Source organism: Priestia megaterium (assembly GCF_041941685.1).
GTDB lineage: Bacteria > Bacillota > Bacilli > Bacillales > Bacillaceae_H > Priestia > Priestia megaterium_C.
On sequence record NZ_CP130967.1, the window covers coordinates 42,719 to 60,041 of the forward strand.

Annotated in this window: 14 protein-coding genes, 18 tRNA genes, 1 rRNA gene, 1 pseudogene and 1 other annotated feature; of the genes and pseudogenes, 10 read left to right on the forward strand and 24 right to left on the reverse strand. The window is 36.0% G+C overall.

Going from position 1 to position 17,323, the window contains the following annotated elements:
* Positions 1–86: 86 nt before the first annotated feature.
* The 3 genes and pseudogenes from Q5794_RS31370 to Q5794_RS31380 all read left to right on the forward strand — a co-directional run.
* Positions 87–602 (forward strand): annotated as a pseudogene (locus tag Q5794_RS31370) (transposase family protein); the annotation flags it as partial.
* Entirely contained in the window at positions 551–1,360 is an 810-nt protein-coding gene (locus Q5794_RS31375; RefSeq protein ID WP_374989659.1) for a transposase, read from the forward strand. The pseudogene Q5794_RS31370 and the gene Q5794_RS31375, both read left to right, overlap by 52 nt.
* 12 nt (positions 1,361–1,372) lie before the next feature.
* Positions 1,373–1,534, forward strand: a complete 162-nt coding sequence (locus Q5794_RS31380; protein ID WP_374989672.1) for a hypothetical protein — start codon at positions 1,373–1,375, stop codon at positions 1,532–1,534.
* Positions 1,535–1,935: 401 nt separating this feature from the next.
* Here Q5794_RS31380 and Q5794_RS31385 read toward each other — a convergent pair whose 3' ends face one another.
* Positions 1,936–3,027 (reverse strand): YsnF/AvaK domain-containing protein, encoded by a 1,092-nt coding sequence (locus tag Q5794_RS31385; protein WP_374989660.1) that lies wholly within the window; start codon positions 3,025–3,027, stop codon positions 1,936–1,938.
* A gap of 263 nt (positions 3,028–3,290) precedes the next feature.
* Here Q5794_RS31385 and Q5794_RS31390 point away from each other — a divergent pair, with 263 nt between their 5' ends.
* Complete coding sequence (locus Q5794_RS31390; RefSeq protein ID WP_374989661.1) at positions 3,291–4,184, forward strand: DNA repair protein MucB; 894 nt, start codon at positions 3,291–3,293, stop codon at positions 4,182–4,184.
* Positions 4,185–4,710: 526 nt separating this feature from the next.
* Here the strand turns inward: Q5794_RS31390 and Q5794_RS31395 are convergent.
* Positions 4,711–5,394: a DUF554 domain-containing protein gene (locus tag Q5794_RS31395; protein WP_214989255.1), complete on the reverse strand. Its 684-nt coding sequence runs from the start codon at positions 5,392–5,394 to the stop codon at positions 4,711–4,713.
* A gap of 87 nt (positions 5,395–5,481) precedes the next feature.
* Positions 5,482–6,300 (reverse strand): MerR family transcriptional regulator, encoded by an 819-nt coding sequence (locus Q5794_RS31400; RefSeq protein WP_342314850.1) that lies wholly within the window; start codon positions 6,298–6,300, stop codon positions 5,482–5,484.
* A 264-nt stretch (positions 6,301–6,564) separates the two neighbouring features.
* Here Q5794_RS31400 and Q5794_RS31405 point away from each other — a divergent pair, with 264 nt between their 5' ends.
* Positions 6,565–6,861 (forward strand): hypothetical protein, encoded by a 297-nt coding sequence (locus Q5794_RS31405; RefSeq protein ID WP_216885076.1) that lies wholly within the window; start codon positions 6,565–6,567, stop codon positions 6,859–6,861.
* A 113-nt stretch (positions 6,862–6,974) separates the two neighbouring features.
* On the opposite strand, the gene Q5794_RS31410 is transcribed toward Q5794_RS31405, so the two are convergent.
* Complete coding sequence (locus Q5794_RS31410) at positions 6,975–7,652, reverse strand: TetR/AcrR family transcriptional regulator (protein ID WP_214987393.1); 678 nt, start codon at positions 7,650–7,652, stop codon at positions 6,975–6,977.
* A gap of 196 nt (positions 7,653–7,848) precedes the next feature.
* Here Q5794_RS31410 and Q5794_RS31415 point away from each other — a divergent pair, with 196 nt between their 5' ends.
* Together Q5794_RS31415 and Q5794_RS31420 are read left to right on the forward strand one after the other, a co-directional pair.
* Entirely contained in the window at positions 7,849–8,844 is a 996-nt protein-coding gene (locus tag Q5794_RS31415) for an aldo/keto reductase (protein ID WP_374989662.1), read from the forward strand.
* A 292-nt stretch (positions 8,845–9,136) separates the two neighbouring features.
* A complete protein-coding gene (locus Q5794_RS31420) occupies positions 9,137–9,367 on the forward strand; it encodes a hypothetical protein (RefSeq protein ID WP_214987391.1) in 231 nt (76 codons plus the stop codon).
* 1,306 nt (positions 9,368–10,673) lie between these two features.
* On the opposite strand, the gene Q5794_RS31425 is transcribed toward Q5794_RS31420, so the two are convergent.
* A complete protein-coding gene (locus Q5794_RS31425) occupies positions 10,674–11,342 on the reverse strand; it encodes a DUF4145 domain-containing protein (RefSeq protein ID WP_374989663.1) in 669 nt (222 codons plus the stop codon).
* A gap of 358 nt (positions 11,343–11,700) precedes the next feature.
* Between Q5794_RS31425 and Q5794_RS31430 the strand changes: the two genes are divergently transcribed.
* The 3 genes from Q5794_RS31430 to Q5794_RS31440 all read left to right on the forward strand — a co-directional run bounded on the left by Q5794_RS31430 (position 11,701) and on the right by Q5794_RS31440 (position 14,305).
* Positions 11,701–12,672, forward strand: a complete 972-nt coding sequence (locus tag Q5794_RS31430) for a helix-turn-helix domain-containing protein (RefSeq protein ID WP_374989664.1) — start codon at positions 11,701–11,703, stop codon at positions 12,670–12,672.
* Between the two features lie 650 nt (positions 12,673–13,322).
* Positions 13,323–13,628, forward strand: coding sequence for a hypothetical protein (locus Q5794_RS31435; RefSeq protein WP_029325486.1), 306 nt, complete (start codon positions 13,323–13,325; stop codon positions 13,626–13,628).
* The gene (locus Q5794_RS31440) at positions 13,625–14,305 is read left to right on the forward strand and encodes a hypothetical protein (RefSeq protein ID WP_374989665.1); all 681 of its coding nucleotides are present in this window, start codon (positions 13,625–13,627) and stop codon (positions 14,303–14,305) included. The genes Q5794_RS31435 and Q5794_RS31440 overlap by 4 nt, the downstream gene beginning before the upstream one ends.
* A gap of 802 nt (positions 14,306–15,107) precedes the next feature.
* Here the strand turns inward: Q5794_RS31440 and Q5794_RS31445 are convergent.
* The 19 genes from Q5794_RS31445 to rrf all read right to left on the reverse strand — a co-directional run bounded on the left by Q5794_RS31445 (position 15,108) and on the right by rrf (position 16,910).
* Positions 15,108–15,179, reverse strand: a tRNA-Glu gene (locus tag Q5794_RS31445).
* Positions 15,180–15,188: 9 nt separating this feature from the next.
* A tRNA-Asn gene (locus Q5794_RS31450) sits at positions 15,189–15,263 on the reverse strand.
* Between the two features lie 3 nt (positions 15,264–15,266).
* Positions 15,267–15,343, reverse strand: a tRNA-Ile gene (locus Q5794_RS31455).
* A 6-nt stretch (positions 15,344–15,349) separates the two neighbouring features.
* Positions 15,350–15,423: transfer RNA gene (locus Q5794_RS31460), tRNA-Gly, on the reverse strand.
* Positions 15,424–15,436: 13 nt separating this feature from the next.
* Positions 15,437–15,512 (reverse strand) — tRNA-Asp (locus tag Q5794_RS31465).
* A gap of 17 nt (positions 15,513–15,529) precedes the next feature.
* Positions 15,530–15,622, reverse strand: a tRNA-Ser gene (locus Q5794_RS31470).
* A 10-nt stretch (positions 15,623–15,632) separates the two neighbouring features.
* Positions 15,633–15,708, reverse strand: a tRNA-Ala gene (locus Q5794_RS31475).
* Positions 15,709–15,720: 12 nt separating this feature from the next.
* Positions 15,721–15,797: transfer RNA gene (locus Q5794_RS31480), tRNA-Pro, on the reverse strand.
* Positions 15,798–15,801: 4 nt separating this feature from the next.
* Positions 15,802–15,878, reverse strand: a tRNA-Arg gene (locus Q5794_RS31485).
* A gap of 9 nt (positions 15,879–15,887) precedes the next feature.
* A tRNA-Leu gene (locus Q5794_RS31490) sits at positions 15,888–15,976 on the reverse strand.
* Between the two features lie 14 nt (positions 15,977–15,990).
* Positions 15,991–16,064, reverse strand: a tRNA-Cys gene (locus tag Q5794_RS31495).
* A 12-nt stretch (positions 16,065–16,076) separates the two neighbouring features.
* A tRNA-Gly gene (locus Q5794_RS31500) sits at positions 16,077–16,148 on the reverse strand.
* 23 nt (positions 16,149–16,171) lie between these two features.
* Positions 16,172–16,253 (reverse strand) — tRNA-Leu (locus tag Q5794_RS31505).
* A gap of 13 nt (positions 16,254–16,266) precedes the next feature.
* Positions 16,267–16,342: transfer RNA gene (locus Q5794_RS31510), tRNA-Lys, on the reverse strand.
* 4 nt (positions 16,343–16,346) lie between these two features.
* Positions 16,347–16,421: transfer RNA gene (locus Q5794_RS31515), tRNA-Gln, on the reverse strand.
* A 9-nt stretch (positions 16,422–16,430) separates the two neighbouring features.
* Positions 16,431–16,514 (reverse strand) — tRNA-Tyr (locus Q5794_RS31520).
* Between the two features lie 8 nt (positions 16,515–16,522).
* Positions 16,523–16,598 (reverse strand) — tRNA-Thr (locus Q5794_RS31525).
* A gap of 4 nt (positions 16,599–16,602) precedes the next feature.
* Positions 16,603–16,678 (reverse strand) — tRNA-Val (locus tag Q5794_RS31530).
* A gap of 116 nt (positions 16,679–16,794) precedes the next feature.
* A 5S ribosomal RNA gene (gene rrf / locus Q5794_RS31535) occupies positions 16,795–16,910 on the reverse strand.
* Positions 16,911–16,973: 63 nt separating this feature from the next.
* Positions 16,974–17,323 (reverse strand) — a sequence feature (23S ribosomal RNA rRNA prediction is too short).

The window sequence follows — 17,323 nt, forward strand, 5'->3', positions numbered from 1 at the left end:
AGGATTGGACTCTATTATTCTCTAAGATAAACGATTCTGATATTCAACTTTATCTTCAAGCTAATTAATCTTCTAACCATTGTCCATCTTGTCAAACAATTTCTTCTCGTATCCACAGTCGTTACTGGCGAACCGTTAAAGATATGTCTATTTTATCTTTGCCTGTTCATTTACACGTCCGTTCTAGAAAGTTTTTTTGTGATAACAAGAGCTGTGATCAGCGAATTTTTAAAGAAAGGCAAGAAAAATGGTGGCTTCCATATGCTAGACGCACCAATCGGCTTAGCTCTTTTCTTAAACAACTTGGTTTTACATTAAGCGCGGAAGCAGCTCACAAAGTTTCTGTTGCCTATGGAACATCTATAAGCCCTGATAGCTTTCTTTACCTTATCCGAAAGGAAGAACTGCCTTCCATTGGTTCTCCTAAGATTGTAGGAATTGATGACTGGGCTTTTCGAAAAAGACATCGTTATGGCAGCGTCATATGTAATTTACAGACTCGAAAACCTATTGCATTGCTTCCAAGTCGGACTGTGGAGGAAGTATCAAAATGGCTAAAGCCCATCCTTCCATTGAAATCGTCACACGAGATGGGTCGATAGAATTTGCGAAAGGAATTAAAGACGGATGTCCAGGTGCTATTCAAATTACGGACCGTTGGCATCTTTTCCATAACTTAAGCCAAAAAGTAGAGCAGTATGTGAAGAGAATATTCCCTCATCGAATTAGCCTCTCTTGCCGGGTGAAAAGAAGAGAAGAGAAGGTTAATTCCTTATCCAGTCTGCCTAGTCTCACCGAAGGTGAGAAAAGGAAATGGGCGCTTATTCAACGCGTCCAAGAACGATATAAGGAGGGCTGTAAAAAGGCTGATGTCATAAGAGAATTTTCAATTGATCGAAAAACATTGAATAAATACCTACAGTTAACATGCCCGCCTAAGGTCACAAGAGCAAGCTTTCATAGTGCGGATCCTTATCGCTCGACTATAGTGAACCTTCTTCAAAAGCGTGCAACCATTCCTTATATCTTTTCTGTCATTAAACAACAAGGGTATGATCGGTCGTTCTCTACATTAAGTGATTATATTACAAAATTGAAACGAAGAAGGAAACAAAACGTTTCTGTCACCAAGGTTTATGTGTCTAGGTTAAAATTGCAGGCTTACTTATGGTCTCGTCTTACTCCTACAAAGAAAGATCAATTTATATTTAATCGTTTATTTAAGGTACATAAAAGCTTTCATCAACTCAAACGCATTATTCAAGGATTCCAACATCTCATCTATCATCAAAAAAACGAACAATCACTAATGAACTGGCTTTCGAACGCCCAAAAAAGCAATATAAATGAAATAAAATAATTTGTCGCATATATTCAAACAGATATAGAAGCTGTTAAACATGCATTATCCTATTCTTGGAGTAATGGTATTGTGGAAGGGAACGTTAATCGTCTGAAAGTTATTAAACGTCAAATGTATGGCCGTGCAAAATTAGATTTATTGAGTAAAAAAGTTCTGTATCAATTCCAATAATGTTTTCTGAAAAAAACGTTAGACACCATCAATACTTCTCCTCAATGGCTTTCACCAAAATTACGGGAGAACCAAATTCAAATCGCTGTTGACAATCACCTTCTTTTATCATAATTGGAAATATTTATACGTTATTTTGATAAGGAATATTTCTAGAATTTAGTGAGAATACCTATTGGAATTTGATATAATCTCCAGGACTTTTAGGAATAAAAGTCATTTCTTTTATTTTATTACCTGTTTATGCTCATTTTAATGAGTTATTTTGGTTCTTTTTTGATTTTAGGAACATTACTTATGTTAATTTAAAGGGAAATAAAAAAGCTGCCAATACAGCTAGGCAGCTCTTCCTTAAATCTTCTCAATTATTCCCTCTACTATAAACTGTAGAGGCGACTTACTTATTTCTTTTGCTTGTTTGTTGATTTCTCATTATTTTTCCCTTTTTCAGAAGTCGTAATATCCGTATCTTCAACTTGACTTTCTGGTTTCTGATTGTTTATTGAGGCTGTAACCTCTTCAATCTCTTTGATGACAGGAGAAGTTGTCACTTTAAGTTGAGCTTCTTGTTTCTGGTTGGTTGAAAGTTTAACTTTTTCCTCTTTTGGAGCATCAGAAGCAATTGCAGCAGCAACTTCTTGATGACTTTGATCTACGTGATTATCCATGTTCTGATAGATTTCAGATTCAGCAAGTTCAGGAACCACGGGAAGTTCTGACTGTTCAATTCGCGCTTCTTCCTTTCGGACAGTATCCTTCATCTCTTTAATCTCTTGAATTTTACGCTTACCAATGATCACTTCTTCCACAACCACAGGTCTCTTGGTTACTTCAATTCGTTCCTCCATAATAGGAATACGAATGATCTCGTTCTCTGTCAATGGGCTACCATCATACTGACCGTCTATGACCGGGCGACGTTCTACGTAGACTTCCTCACGCATAACCGGAACCTGGATAGTTCGTAGTTCTTCTACGATTTCCTTACGAAGTTGTAATTCCCCAGTCTGAACACGTTCTTTCCTTACGTCGAGTTGTTCTTCGCGAAGTTGCACTGACCTATTCTCCTCTGTCTCGTATGGAACCTCCCTAACCGTAGTATACGAAGGAATTGTTTGAGTTTCATCCACATCAATTAGGACAAGAATTTTCCCTTCCTTTACATCCATTTCACACTGTTTTGCAGTAAAACTTTGTATGCCCATTCTAACAAGTTTTGAAGTTAGACCACCAGCTTGTGTAGTAGTAGCCATTCCACCTGTCATCATGGTAAGAAAGCCATCCATCATCACACCTGCCAATGAACTTACAGCTGGCGTTCCAGCTTCTATCATTACATTTGTTTCGGCCCCTAACTGTAGAGTGTTACTTCTATCCTTTGCGACTACCAATATATCTGTTTCACGATATCCCTGACGTTTTAACCCCTTAATTGCATGTATCGCTTCTTGCTCCGAATGAAAAGTTCCCGCAACTCGTTTTTGTGTTCCCATTCTTCCATCTCCTTAAATTTTAATTGAACTTATACTAGTTTTACATTTTATTCCACCTTTGTTATGTATAATATGTACCCAGTAGTTTTCTATTTGAAACGTGGTACGTGTGACTATGTAAATGACACCTAAATTATAAAATGTAGAAAGATGAAATATAAGCAATAGCAATAATCGGGAAAAGGTATGATATTCCATTGAATAGAGAATGTTTGTTCGTATATAATAAAGAACAAACGTTCTTTATTTAAGGAGTACTTTCAATGGATTATGGGCAGCTACCAAATAGAGTCATTATTTGCATCGACATGAGGAGCTTTTTTGCTTCGGTTTCTTCTGTAATACGGGGGTTAGATCCGTTAAAAACAAGGCTTGCGGTTGTAGGAGATATCAAACGGTCAGGATCTGTTGTGTTAGCTGCCACACCCTTATTAAAGAAAGAAGGGATCAAAACAGGAAGTCGCCTCTTTGAGATTCCTAAAAGGAAAGATATCCATGTCGTGAATCCATCCATGGAGAGATATATCAAGGCTTCGAACTATATTTCTAGTTTGGTGTTACAGTATGTGGCTCCTGAAGACTTTCATGCGTATAGCATTGATGAGTTATTTATTGATGCGACAGCTTCTTTGCATTTATTTGCTAAAACACCAGAGGAGCTAGCTCATCGAATATGTAATGAGATCTATCGCAAAACAAGACTGACAGCTACCGCAGGAATCGGTCCGAATCTCTTACTGGCTAAAGTCAGCTTAGATCATGAAGCGAAGCACAGCCCAACAGGGGTTGCGTATTGGCGATATGAGGATATTCCCTTTAAGTTATGGTCAATTCATCAAATGAAGGATTTCTGGGGGATCTCGTCAGCTACAGAAAGGCGCTTAAACCATTTAGGCATCTATACCATAAAAGAACTCGCTCTTTCTTCGAAGGAAATGTTACAAAAAGAATTTGGCATCATGGGCGAAGAGTTGCATCAACATGCGAATGGGATTGATTTTAGTCGTATTTCCGATGTGTACATCCCTAGTTCCCGTTCCTTTGGGAAAAGTCAGATTCTCTTTCGAGATTATACAAGCCGAAAAGAAGTGGAGTTATTACTAGTGGAGCTATTGGACGATGTTTCAGTAGTTTTTTTGCTACATTTATTTGATTAAAGGACTGATGCCTCACGGCGTCCTGAATAGTTTGCTCTTTATAAATAAATTTATTCATTGATTCACAAAAAATATTTTTTGTTTGAGAAGAGTTAGGTATGTACTGCTTTGAATGATTATCTTTTTATTTTTCATAGCTCACATAGTAAAAAAATCGTACGATTAGTAAAGTGAGCCTAACTAATCATACGATTTTTAAGATTTATATTTGATGAACAGATTAGTTTTCTCTTTACAAAGTACATTATAAAAAAGAAAAGTGAAATTATGATGAAAGTATAATGATTGAGATAGTTAATATAGTTTTCAATGAAATATACAGTCTAAAAAGAGAAAAAACTCCTGTGCCTATTCAGAAGTTTTTTCAAAGGTTATACTAGGTGAGATGATGATATCCATCATCTTGGGTATTTTGCTCAAAAAATTATTAATTATCCGTCTGTATAAGAGTCGAGTATAAATTACTTTTAATAAGGGTTCAGAAAACACGTTTTATGTTAACTAGAAGGTAATTTATTTGATTATGTTATAAGTTAAATATACTAATAACTAAGATTACACCCGGAGGAATCAGTATTGATGGTAGAAGATTTAACGTCTTAAACTTCTTAATTCCTAAGATACTTAATCCTGAACTTAGAATTAATAATCCCCCTACAATTGTCACTTCATTTAGAAGGTCTGTATTTATTGAACTTTCCATTAATTTGGCTGCCAAGTAAATCGAACCTTGCCACGCAAACAATACAATAGCTGAAGCAGCTATTCCGATACCAAAAGTGGAAGCTAAAACAATGGAAGTTATCCCATCTAACATACCGTTTGCAAGTAGGTACGTATAGTTTCCTTTTAAAGCTGCTTCAACAGGTCCTAAAATAGACAATGAACCTATACAGAATAGTAAAATTGCAGTTGATAAACCCTCGGCTAAATTACTTTTTGAGAATTTATTAACTAATGTATTAAATCTCATTTCTAAATTAATCTTCTCGCCAATTAATCCACCTAAGGCTAGGCTTACAATAAAGAGGACGGGATACTTACTAGAGGGTAAATGCTGTACAACTGCATTTATGCCTAAAGCAGTGGCTGCTAATCCCATCGCTTGCATAAGGATGTCTTGATATTCATCTTTTACTCCTTTTTTAAAAATGCTACCAATAATACTCCCTACTATAATCATCACTACATTAAAAATGGTTCCAAACATATGCGTACTCCTTTTCTTTAATAAAGACTCATAAAAAAATAAACCCTCTAGTAACTAGAGGGTCAAGTGCTAATTTTTATAAAGAAATTATATATGAACAAATGGCAATAATATTTCTGTTACATATTTATCTAAATCATTCGTAATGCCATAATCAATAAGTGTTATTTCTATAGAGTCGCCTATTAGTTTATAATGCTTTTTTTTCATATATGAAAGCAATTTTTTATAATAATATGCAGCATCCATATGAGTTCCTTTAAATCGGATTCGAAGATAATTTCTAGATGGAAAGGTAATGGTTGGTGCTTCTATCTTGTCTTCTTCTTCAATTAACATAAAAATACCCGAATATTGATTGAAATTTTCGGATTTAATATTTGAAGATGAAATGGAAATTCCAATCTTACCTAAAAAAATATCTCTGTTGATCCCGAACATTGTACGTAATTCTGAAATTGGAAATTCTATGTCATCACCTAAAACATAATCGTGCCGTAAATAGGCTGCTCTCATTTCAGGAAGTTCCACCTCTGAAATAGTATCTAGCGCCGTATTAACAGCATCATCTATTCGTTCTAAGCGTCGATTGATTTTCTTTTCAATTATCTCCAATTCTCTTTTTTTTCGAGCTATTTCAGCTTTTTGCTTTTTTAACATTTCGATAAGAGTATCGATTTCACGATAGTCAAAAAAATCTAGAAGTTCGTTTATTGGTAAATCTAGAGCTCTCAAGTATTTAATTGAATTTAATCTTTCAAATTGTTCTGTCGAGTAATAACGGTAGTTGTTATTTTCGTCTGTAAATGCTGGTCGTAAAAGACCAATCTCATCATAATACCTCAGAGTTGCAATTTTAATATCCAATAATCGTGAAAACTCTCCAATTGTAAAATACTTTTTCATAATCAACACCTCTATGTAGTATTACTCTTCTTTACTTTAAATACAATCTTTCAAAATCTATTTAAAGAATTTCTTAATCCTTCTAAATTTATAATATTTACATAAAGAGAATAAAGAAATTTAGTTAAAAATGCTACCTATAAAATCCATTATGTTAACTAGCGATGTATATGATATACAAGGTGAAAGAAACTCAATTATTTGATAAAATGGAAATATATTGTTTTAAAGAAATTGAAATAGCAAAAAGAGAGGACTATATAAATGCTTGGGGAAACCTTTACACTTTTTAGACCTATTTATTATTTAATAACTATCTTTTTAGTATGTAATTTTGTATATGTAGTTTTTTTAAGCAATAAAATCAAAGCTAACAGCTATATATTATTCAATTCTTTATTCTTTGTAATAATTGGAGCGATGCTATTATTTCAACAAGGAATAATTGTAGATGAAACTAATCAATCAGGAGATCCAGTGATTTTTGATTTAACGATATTATTTGGAGTTTTATTTATAGCTAGCTTCATCTTTAGGAATAGAAAAAAGAGGAAAGCGTAAACTTTCCTCTTTTTTGCGTTACTACCGATAATTGTGATTATGTTAAGAGATAATGGTAAAAAAAGGTCATTATTCCTTAGAGTAATGGCCTTTTTATCTTAGAATAGATTGTCTTATAACAGATCACGGGTAATTTTTTGAGTCATATAATCAATTTTCTGTATTACATCTGAATCGTTTGTGACTTCCAGTTTTTCAGCTTTAAATAGTTGGAGCTTAATCAACTTATAGAAATCTAAGAGCACTTGGTTAAGTGTCATATGATGCAGCATTAAAAATTTCATATCTAGCATTGCTCGAACTAATACATCTTCTTGTAAAAAAATAAGTCGTTCATTGACATCATTAAATATACCTTTCTCTTTTCCTTCTTGATAAAATGATGAAATTTTATCTTCACGTCTTTTCATTGCTTCTTTTAAAGAGTTGTATAGATCTGGGTACATGACTTTCAGTTCATCTAAGAAAGTATCAGAAATGTACGCCGCAAGTAAAATAGCTTGTTCAAATAGTTGTCGAAACTTAGTATCAAAAGATTGTACGGTATCAAGAGATTGTACAGTTAATTCATTGATGTATTGGACAAAACTATTTACGACACCTTCAATAATTTCTTCTTTTGAAGCGAAGTATTTGTACATTGTAGCTTTGCTTATATCCATATATTTTGCAATTTCATCCATTCGCAACGATTGAAATCCTTTTTTTCGTACAGTAGGAATTAGTTTAATAAGTAATTTACTCCTCATCTCATCTTGAGGACTTTTAGCGTTGTCTTGGTTAGTATTCATATCTTTTGCCTCCTTAACTTTTATTATTATACATAAAAACAAAATAAAAATATACAAAGAATACCAAGTGAACTATTTTTACCTTTTTTGTTTACTTTGTATATTTTTATATGCTATGCTTATCACGAAATTACTAGTTGAAGCAGAGTTAACAAGATGCAAGTTAAAAAATTAGATTATACAAGGAGGAATTTTCATGAAACATCGTGATTTAGGAAAGCAAGGTCTGAACGTATCAACGCTTGGTTTGGGAACTATGGGGATGTCTATGGCGTACGGCCCCCCATCAGATGAGAAAGAGGGAATTAAGACCATTCAGCATGCCTATGAGCTAGGGGTGAACTTTTTTGATACGGCTGAAGTGTATGGGTACGGTCACGGTCACAATGAGAAATTAGTTGGAAGCGCGGTTAAGGGTTTCCGCGAAAACGTAGTGCTGGCTACTAAATTTGGGTTTGATATGACTGTTGAGCCACTCGGCTCAGGTTTCAACAGTCATCCGGATAACATTCGTAAGGTAGCAGAAAATAGTCTGCGTTATCTACAGACCGACTACATTGACGTTTTCTACCAACATATCCTTGATCCTAACATTCCAATAGAGGAAGTCGCCGGGACCGTTGGAGAACTCATCAAGGAGGGTAAGGTAAAGTACTTTGGATTGAGTAATGTAGGTCCTGAAACGATTCGACGCGCTCACGCTGTGACTCCAGTCTCTGTACTCCAGAGTGAGTACTCAATATTCGAACGTGAGGTCGAGGAGAGAACATTACCAGTTTTGAGGGAACTTGGTATTGGTCTAGTCCCATACGCTCCTCTTGGCCGTGGATTCCTGACGGACGCTGTAAAGCCTGCTGAGGAATATGCTGAGGACGACTTCCGTCGTATTGACGAACGTTGGAAGGGAGATAACTTCATTTACAACCTGCGTGCAACAGAGCAACTGAAGGAAATGGCAGTAGATAAGGATATCACCGTCGCCCAGTTAGCTCTTGCTTGGCTTCTTGCCCAGGGAGAAGATATTGTCCCAATCCCAGGTTCACGTAGTATGACACGTGTGAAGCAGAACATTGGTGCCGCAAATGTCAAACTCGCGCAGGCTGACCTTAATCGTATTAATGAGATTATTCCGCACGGAGCAGCAGGGGGCAGATATCCGGCCGAAATAATTAACAATTACACAAGTGATTAATACATCTGAATAGCCATCCGTAATATCAATTTGCATATATGATGTAAAACACGAATAGGTCACCTTATAACCTGTAGGTTATGAGGTGACCTATTCTACTATTAGCTAGAAGCACTATTAATCAACTTTAAGTTGATTCTAATTGCCTTAAGATATTTTACGATCTCAAAGTGAATGATTTGATAAATAAATTAGACAACGTTCTTAAAGGTAATATGTCTAGAGAGCAATTTAATCAATGGGCCTTTAAATGGGTTCAAAATCTAGAGAGTAGAAATGGACTTTCTTATCGATGCTTGGAATTTTTATTGGAGTCGGACAATATTTCACATCAATATATAGCTCAAATATTCTTTATGTAGGAGTCGTTATTTATCTTGCGGGCTTTTCATGTGGAGTAATAGCTTTTGGAAAACATGAAAAAGGGCTAATGAAATATTTTAGTTTAGCCTCTTTTGTTGTAATTCCATTACTTATCATGTCAGGTATGCTATTTTTTGCAATGAATTTTGGTGAAAGTTAAAAGAAGCAAGCACAACATGCTTGCTTCTTTTTGTTTGCTATAAAATCTATTATTAAATTAGACTTCGAGGTAAAAGGTAATTATTTCCTGATATGATGTATATTATAGTGAATGTTCAGCGCTCAAATATGAGGAAATTATATGGAGAAATTCTTTAAAAATGAATATTGTAATCAACTCTACTCAGAAAAAATAAACCTTTACCTTTCGTCTTTGTTTCATGATTTGTTAAGTAAATACTAAAGTACTTTATATATTATTAAAGTTTCATTATTTACTCTAATTGACGACAAATTGTGAGTTTTTCTACATTATAGGTAAGTGATAACGCTATTTTTAATAAAATACGTTAATCATTACTCTTATTTATAATATAATGCAAATCATTATTTTTCGTCCTTTCACCTCTTCGGCTCAGCTTCCTTACAAATTCCACTAATGGCTCTACTCCACAGATAAAGCCTGTATTAACGCAGTAACACTAACGCAGTAGTTGATCTTTATATTCAATAAAAACATGGTATAATTAAATTTCTAGTTGTTCAACTTTGCTAAAGGCAGCCATATTTTTTGGTTGTCTTTTTAAATGAATAAATAACCACAAAATGGTTATTATTAATAAATAAGGAAACACCGTTTCCAATTATATTATGGTGCATGTTCTCAAAAAAACTGCCTGATAAAGGGTAGTTTTTTTGTGTTTAAATAGCATGAATATAGTTAAGACCGCCTTATACACTGATATATATTGGGCGGTCTTTGTTGTAGGTATGTAAAAAAAATAAAAAAACTTAAAAGGCATACGTTTTAAAACGCATGCCTTTTAAGTGAGCTTTCGTAAAAAATCCCAGAAAATAAATAGAAAATAAATATCAGATAATGCATATAGGGTTTGTCAAAAGTTATTTTATCAAATAAATGCCAACTATTAAATGTGGGAATATAATCAATTATATGGATTATTCTGGTTTAAGGTAAGGAATTAGAATTAATACACAATACACCCTTTGAGAGTCGGGGGGAACGCCCATGTTTATTACAACAATGCGCCATATCACATGCACTATATAGTTCAATATAGATAGTCTAAAAAGGTACACCTTTTTGTACGGTGTAGAATCGAACGATAAAAGGTCTATTTAACTATAAAAATAGACCTTTATATACGTCCAAAAAGTAATTTACCTTTATATACGTTATGTCATATACTTAAACCATCAAATATAGATAAGACCGCCTATACACTTATAGATAATGGGCGGTCTTTGTTATAATAACGTTTCATAACTTGTAATTTATTTATTTTTTAATTACTGAAAGCTTTAATTAGTTGATCTAATGTTGCTCTAATATCCATTGCATCTCTTCTTTCTACATAAGGGATATTATACTTATTGGCATGTACTAGATTCCTTAGCCCTTTTACTTTGCTCATAATGTTAGCTTGGTGATTATTTAAAAAGCCCCTATTTTTACAAGTAGTTATCATTTCGTGAAATGTATTGTTTGTTGTTGGTCTTTCTAATTTGCCATATAACATACCTTCAAAAACAGCCCCACACATAAGCGAAAATGCCAGCCAAGATTCTTGATCAAAACATTTTTCTGCTTCCTCATAAAATTGACCCAATCTTTTTCTAAGATTTCTATGGGTTATCCAAGGAAATAGTAAACTATAATCTCTTATTCCTCTGTAGTGTATAATAACATCTAAACCATCATAGATTTCTTCAATTTCTGACGCACTAAAATCAGATAACATACTAATTTTAGTACCAGTAACTCGAACATCGTCCGGATCCTCAGATAAAGGTGATATGGCTGAAAGAGGTCCTAATTGGAAAGACATATATTCTATAGAAAATGCAGGAAGAATAGGGATTTCTATAGATAAAGTGTGGCGTGGTTTACGATCAGGTAGATTTTCAATGGAATTAAAATGTGTACTCTTTACTGTAAATAAAGTAGATTTCATTGGCTCGCCCCTATCATAATTAACTATTTTAATTATACGCTTGTACATTTATATCGTATATACTGTCCTGTATACGGTATAAATCCTTAGTTTACATAAGACTGATTATGTTAAATTCGAAATTAACTTAATTATATATGTAATACTTAACGTAATTTCGTTAAAAATACGTTAAGTATTACATACCTTGTAGAAAAATCTCCTATTTGTCGTTATGAAGAGTTAATATTAAAACATTATTTTTTATAAGTTAGTTTTAACATTTACACTTATAATATAATAACTTTTAAGATTTAATCTTATTTAAATATGATATAATAAATTATTAGTTAATAGAAAAATAGAAGGAGTGTGCTTTATGATTGATAACCCTAGTAAAATCATTACCATTGAAGACGTGATGGAGATGTTAGCTATTTCATCTAAGAAAACAATTTATACATATATCCAGCAAGGAAAACTACATCCGATTAATAAAGATGACTGGCATATCGAAGGTCGTTACGAATTTGATCTAGAGGATGTAGTTCGGTTAAAAGAAGAATTAAAAAAGCCAGGACTTACGACAAAAGAAGTAGCGCAGCAACTCGATATATCCGTTACAACGGTCAATAAGTATATTAAGCAAGAACTATTACCAGCGTTCCAAGAAGAATACCGGGGAATCAATTGCTATTTTGTCCATGAAGAAGAGTTAGAAGCATTTAAGCGCACGCATGAAATCGGGCGCAAACCGAGTAAGCGTCATTTTTATCATGCCGAACAAAATATTGCTTTATTTCAGCTTTTTGTAAAGAAAGACGAGGAAAAAGAGCAACTTGCCCGTATCATCTCCGTAGAAGATCCGATTATGGCTGTTACAGAACAACATGAGGAGTTAACATTAGAGGAATTAATTAGCCGAGGCTTTGAAGCAGCCTATACCCTTGAGTCGAAAAAAATGATTACCAAAGAAGGCTATGCTACGTTTGCCTTTAAGCAAACAGCTTATGCAAAATCACATCTTTATAAGCTCATGGATTTATTTTATCAATACCTAAGTCCGACCAATATGAGGATTACGCCACAAGAAGAGAAAGAGCAATTTTTGATTGAAATCAAACCTATATTACTGACCGAATCCTCACATGAACTTATGGAGTTATTAGAGTCTGTTCTTGTCTCAGGTAAAATTAACAAGCGTAGCCGTGGCATTTACATTGATAGCGATTTGGAGGTAGTACGAGTCAAAGTAACAAGCGATTTGAAAGAAGAATTGCAGCAAAAAGCGAAAGAATTAGGCAAACGAAACATTGAAGAATTGTTACTATATGCTGTACAACAATTATAGAATGAACTAAGAAACGTTCAACTTTAACAAGACAAGCCAATAAAAACGGGCTTGTCTTTATCTATACGATGAAATAAAAAAGTTTAATAAATTATCTTCTCATTATTGGGACTTTAGAAAGTAAATTAATCCTTTTGATAGATTAATTTACTTTCTATTTGATTTCAGCTGTATTTTAAATATTTCCTCATGCCTTCTGGATTATAATGGAAGTTATTGGCCGTTCAATGCAAGTTTCAGTACTCTAGAAACTTTTATTTTATTGCTATGTAAAGTTAGCTACTATAATAAGTGTTATAAGTAACAAAAGAGCATAAACCCGTTGGTTTCCAACAAGTATATGCTCTTTTTTAGTATGACTTTTAACAGTTATTTATTCTTTTAGTTCTGTCACAAATAATTCAAAATATACGATTCCGATGCAAAACTGGGAAATGTGTCATAAGGATTTTCTAATATACATATGGATAGTGATGTAGCGATATTGTTACTCAGTGATACTTGATGCGCAATGAGAATCAGTGAGTTTATATAGATTCACATGAACTTTTATTGCATAGAAAAAACCATCGAAAGTATCTGAATGACAACAAAAGCTAATAAACTACTTAAATATCTATGACGTACATTTTAGAGAAAGGAGTATCTATATGAGTGACTACTTTGAGGAGGTAATGAGGAAACTGACTATTGAAGATGTTAGCATTCTGGGATGGTTATTTCAGAATGAAGCAAACGCTGTGTTTAAAGCGATAAAGAAAAGTAGTATTGCAGATGAGTTTGAATATTCAACAGCTAACTTTCGTAAGACACTCAACAAGCTTGAAGCTATCCATTTCATAGGAACTGTTACTGGAGGAAAAGAACATAAATTGTATCTAACAGAATACGGTCAACAGGCTGTACAACAGGCCATACTTCAAGGAGAAGAAAATGAGGGGGTTAAGGAAATATGATAGGTATTGTAGGAATTGGTGCTGCAGGTGGGAATATAGCTGATTTAGCATTTGAAAATGGTATTAATGCTGTTGCATTGAACTTTTCAGAACGTGATTTGGAGTCATTAGATTTTGTAGAAGAGCGTCTAACGCTTATAGGTAGCGAAGGAGTAGGAAAAAATCGAGATGAAGCTATTAATCTTATGGTCGATAAAAACTGGGAAATGGCACTGAAGTTTATTAAAGAGAACTTTTCAACACCTAGTACTGAAATTATTATGGTTTGTTTTTCTGCAGGTGGTGGCTCTGGTGGTGGTATTGGACCGATGCTTGTGGATCTTCTTGCTCAGGAAATGGATGACAAAGCAATTGTAGCTGTTCCTATCTTACCCGATACTACAGAAGCATTGGTTCATCAAGTCAATGCACTGTATGTTACTGAAGAGCTTTCACGTCAGGACCTTTGTGTATTACCTATTGATAACGAGCAGGTGAAAAAGAAAAATCCGAATGCAGGAAAAGCTAGAATCTTTAAAGAAACAAACGAAACATTTGTGAACTTAATTAGTACTCTTCCTAAATATACGGATAGACACTCTAAGCATGGTGTTTTAGATAAGAAAGACTTACGTACAATTTTTTTCCACAAAAGGAATTTCTGCTATTTCATCTGCAGAAATAACAAAATTAGATGAAGGGCAAGCAGATATTAGTAATGAGGGTATTACAGAAGTAATTAAAAAATCATGGGAAAACTCAATCTTTGCACCACTTGAAATGCAAACTATACCAAAAGCAGGAATTATATATGAAGGTCCACTAGACTTATTTACGATAGATTCAGCCCAACTATTTAGTTCCTTTAAGGGGGTGAACCAACCCATCTATTTGAAGGAACCTATGAAAGTGATCATGCAAAGGTAACAACAATTTTATCAGGAATGCCTTATTATTCTACCCGATTAAATACTATTGAAGAAAAAATTGAAGCACAACAGAAGGTAAAAGAGGAGTTATCTACCATAGAAACAGGTTATGAATCCAAGTTGAAATTGCCTAAGGCTTCTCATAAGAAACCACTACCTAGAAATAAAAAGAAGGCAATCAGTTCAATTTTAGATAAGTATCAGAATCGTTGAGCATTTTTAGTATATCTATGAAGACAAGCATATATATAAGATGCACTTGTTATAGACTCTTTGTTTACGCAGATATGGAGAGATCATCTTTATGAATCACTTGAAACCCTTACTGCCACAAGGGTTCTTTTTTGTAGAGTGTTCCAGAAAGAGTTGTTGTTTAAATTAGAAATAAGTAGATAAACATTTGGTATAGACGAATCTGAATATAAGAATACACTTCCTATTTGTTACTCTGATAGCAAAAAATTTTCTAATTAACATTTTTGCTATGAAACGATATAAATTCTATATTAAAATCAATAATTTATCTACTACAAATAAAAAAGCAGTTTGCATATGCAAACTGCTTTTAAGATGACCCGTACGGGATTCGAACCCGTGTTACCGCCGTGAAAGGGCGGTGTCTTAACCGCTTGACCAACGGGCCAATATGATATGGCTCCACAGGTAGGACTCGAACCTACGAACGATCGGTTAACAGCCGATAGCTCTACCACTGAGCTACTGTGAAATATGGTGGGCCTAAGTGGACTCGAACCACCGACCTCACGCTTATCAGGCGTGCGCTCTAACCAGCTGAGCTATAGGCCCATTATTTGGAGCGGGTGATGAGAATCGAACTCACGACATCAGCTTGGAAGGCTGAGGTTTTACCATTAAACTACACCCGCTTATCTTTAAAAATGGCGGTCCCGACGGGAATCGAACCCGCGATCTCCTGCGTGACAGGCAGGCATGTTAACCGCTACACCACGGGACCAAGATATAAAATTAAAATGGCGGAGGAAGAGGGATTCGAACCCCCGCGGGCTTTAACACCCCTGTCGGTTTTCAAGACCGATCCCTTCAGCCGGACTTGGGTATTCCTCCGTATATTGTATGGTGGAGCCTAGCGGGATCGAACCGCTGACCTCCTGCGTGCAAGGCAGGCGCTCTCCCAGCTGAGCTAAGGCCCCATGATACTTCTCTGGTCGGGAAGACAGGATTCGAACCTGCGACCCCTTGGTCCCAAACCAAGTGCTCTACCAAGCTGAGCTACTTCCCGCTCATGGCGCGCCCGAGAGGAGTCGAACCCCTAACCTTTTGATCCGTAGTCAAACGCTCTATCCAATTGAGCTACGGGCGCTTATTAAAATGGTGCCGAGGGCCGGACTTGAACCGGCACGGTAGTCACCTACCGCAGGATTTTAAGTCCTGTGTGTCTGCCAATTCCACCACCCCGGCAGGACTTTTATACGTGGAGGCGGCAACCGGATTTGAACCGGTGATAAAGGTTTTGCAGACCTTGGCCTTACCACTTGGCTATGCCGCCAATATTGTATGAAGCGGAAGACGAGGTTCGAACTCGCGACCCCCACCTTGGCAAGGTGGTGTTCTACCACTGAACTACTTCCGCACATATATGAAATTAATGAAAGATACGGGTGAAGGGACTTGAACCCCCACGTCGTAAGACACTAGATCCTAAGTCTAGCGCGTCTGCCAATTCCGCCACACCCGCGTGTGAATATAAATGGTGAGCCATGAAGGACTCGAACCTTCGACCCTCTGATTAAAAGTCAGATGCTCTACCAACTGAGCTAATGGCTCTCTATGGCTGGGCTAGCTGGATTCGAACCAACGCATGACGGAATCAAAATCCGTTGCCTTACCGCTTGGCGATAGCCCAATAAAGGAATGGTGGAGGGGGGCAGATTCGAACTGCCGAACCCGAAGGAGCGGATTTACAGTCCGCCGCGTTTAGCCACTTCGCTACCCCTCCGATATAAGTGGTGCCGGCAAGAGGACTTGAACCCCCAACCTACTGATTACAAGTCAGTTGCTCTACCAGTTGAGCTACACCGGCACGGTGGTGGAGGATGACGGGATCGAACCGCCGACCCCCTGCTTGTAAGGCAGGTGCTCTCCCAGCTGAGCTAATCCTCCAAAAACATCTATATAAGCGCCTTGATAAGCGTTATTTTCATTACTTATGATAGAATATTTCAAATAAAAAACCCCTATGCTCTTTTACAAGAGACTCATAAGGGGTCTTATTGATTGCCTGGCAACGTCCTACTCTCACAGGGACAAAGTCCCAACTACCATTGGCGCTAAAGAGCTTAACTTCCGTGTTCGGTATGGGAACGGGTGTGACCTCTTCGCTATCGCCACCAGACAAGAGATTGCTCTCTCAAAACTAGATAACAGTTTACTGAGTAAAGCTTACGCTTTTAAAGTTTTGGTTAAGTCCTCGATCGATTAGTATCAGTCAGCTACACATGTCGCCACGCTTCCACCTCTGACCTATCAACCTGATCATCTTTCAGGGATCTTACTAGCTTGCGCTATGGGAAATCTCATCTTGAGGGGGGCTTCATGCTTAGATGCTTTCAGCACTTATCCCGTCCACACATAGCTACCCAGCGATGCCTTTGGCAAGACAACTGGTACACCAGCGGTGTGTCCATCCCGGTCCTCTCGTACTAAGGACAGCTCCTCTCAAATTTCCTACGCCCACGACGGATAGGGACCGAACTGTCTCACGACGTTCTGAACCCAGCTCGCGTACCGCTTTAATGGGCGAACAGC

Coding starts and splice junctions, on each gene's coding strand:
- Q5794_RS31400 (WP_342314850.1), bottom strand. CDS start 6,300: ATGAAAAAGTATTTTACAATTGGAGAGTTTTCACGATTATTGGATATT.
- Q5794_RS31415 (WP_374989662.1), top strand. CDS start 7,849: ATGAAACATCGTGATTTAGGAAAGCAAGGTCTGAACGTATCAACGCTT.
- Q5794_RS31395 (WP_214989255.1), bottom strand. CDS start 5,394: ATGTTTGGAACCATTTTTAATGTAGTGATGATTATAGTAGGGAGTATT.
- Q5794_RS31435 (WP_029325486.1), top strand. CDS start 13,323: ATGAGTGACTACTTTGAGGAGGTAATGAGGAAACTGACTATTGAAGAT.
- Q5794_RS31385 (WP_374989660.1), bottom strand. CDS start 3,027: ATGGGAACACAAAAACGAGTTGCGGGAACTTTTCATTCGGAGCAAGAA.
- Q5794_RS31405 (WP_216885076.1), top strand. CDS start 6,565: ATGCTTGGGGAAACCTTTACACTTTTTAGACCTATTTATTATTTAATA.
- Q5794_RS31430 (WP_374989664.1), top strand. CDS start 11,701: ATGATTGATAACCCTAGTAAAATCATTACCATTGAAGACGTGATGGAG.
- Q5794_RS31420 (WP_214987391.1), top strand. CDS start 9,137: ATGCTTGGAATTTTTATTGGAGTCGGACAATATTTCACATCAATATAT.
- Q5794_RS31440 (WP_374989665.1), top strand. CDS start 13,625: ATGATAGGTATTGTAGGAATTGGTGCTGCAGGTGGGAATATAGCTGAT.
- Q5794_RS31375 (WP_374989659.1), top strand. CDS start 551: ATGGCTAAAGCCCATCCTTCCATTGAAATCGTCACACGAGATGGGTCG.
- Q5794_RS31410 (WP_214987393.1), bottom strand. CDS start 7,652: ATGAATACTAACCAAGACAACGCTAAAAGTCCTCAAGATGAGATGAGG.
- Q5794_RS31425 (WP_374989663.1), bottom strand. CDS start 11,342: ATGAAATCTACTTTATTTACAGTAAAGAGTACACATTTTAATTCCATT.
- Q5794_RS31390 (WP_374989661.1), top strand. CDS start 3,291: ATGGATTATGGGCAGCTACCAAATAGAGTCATTATTTGCATCGACATG.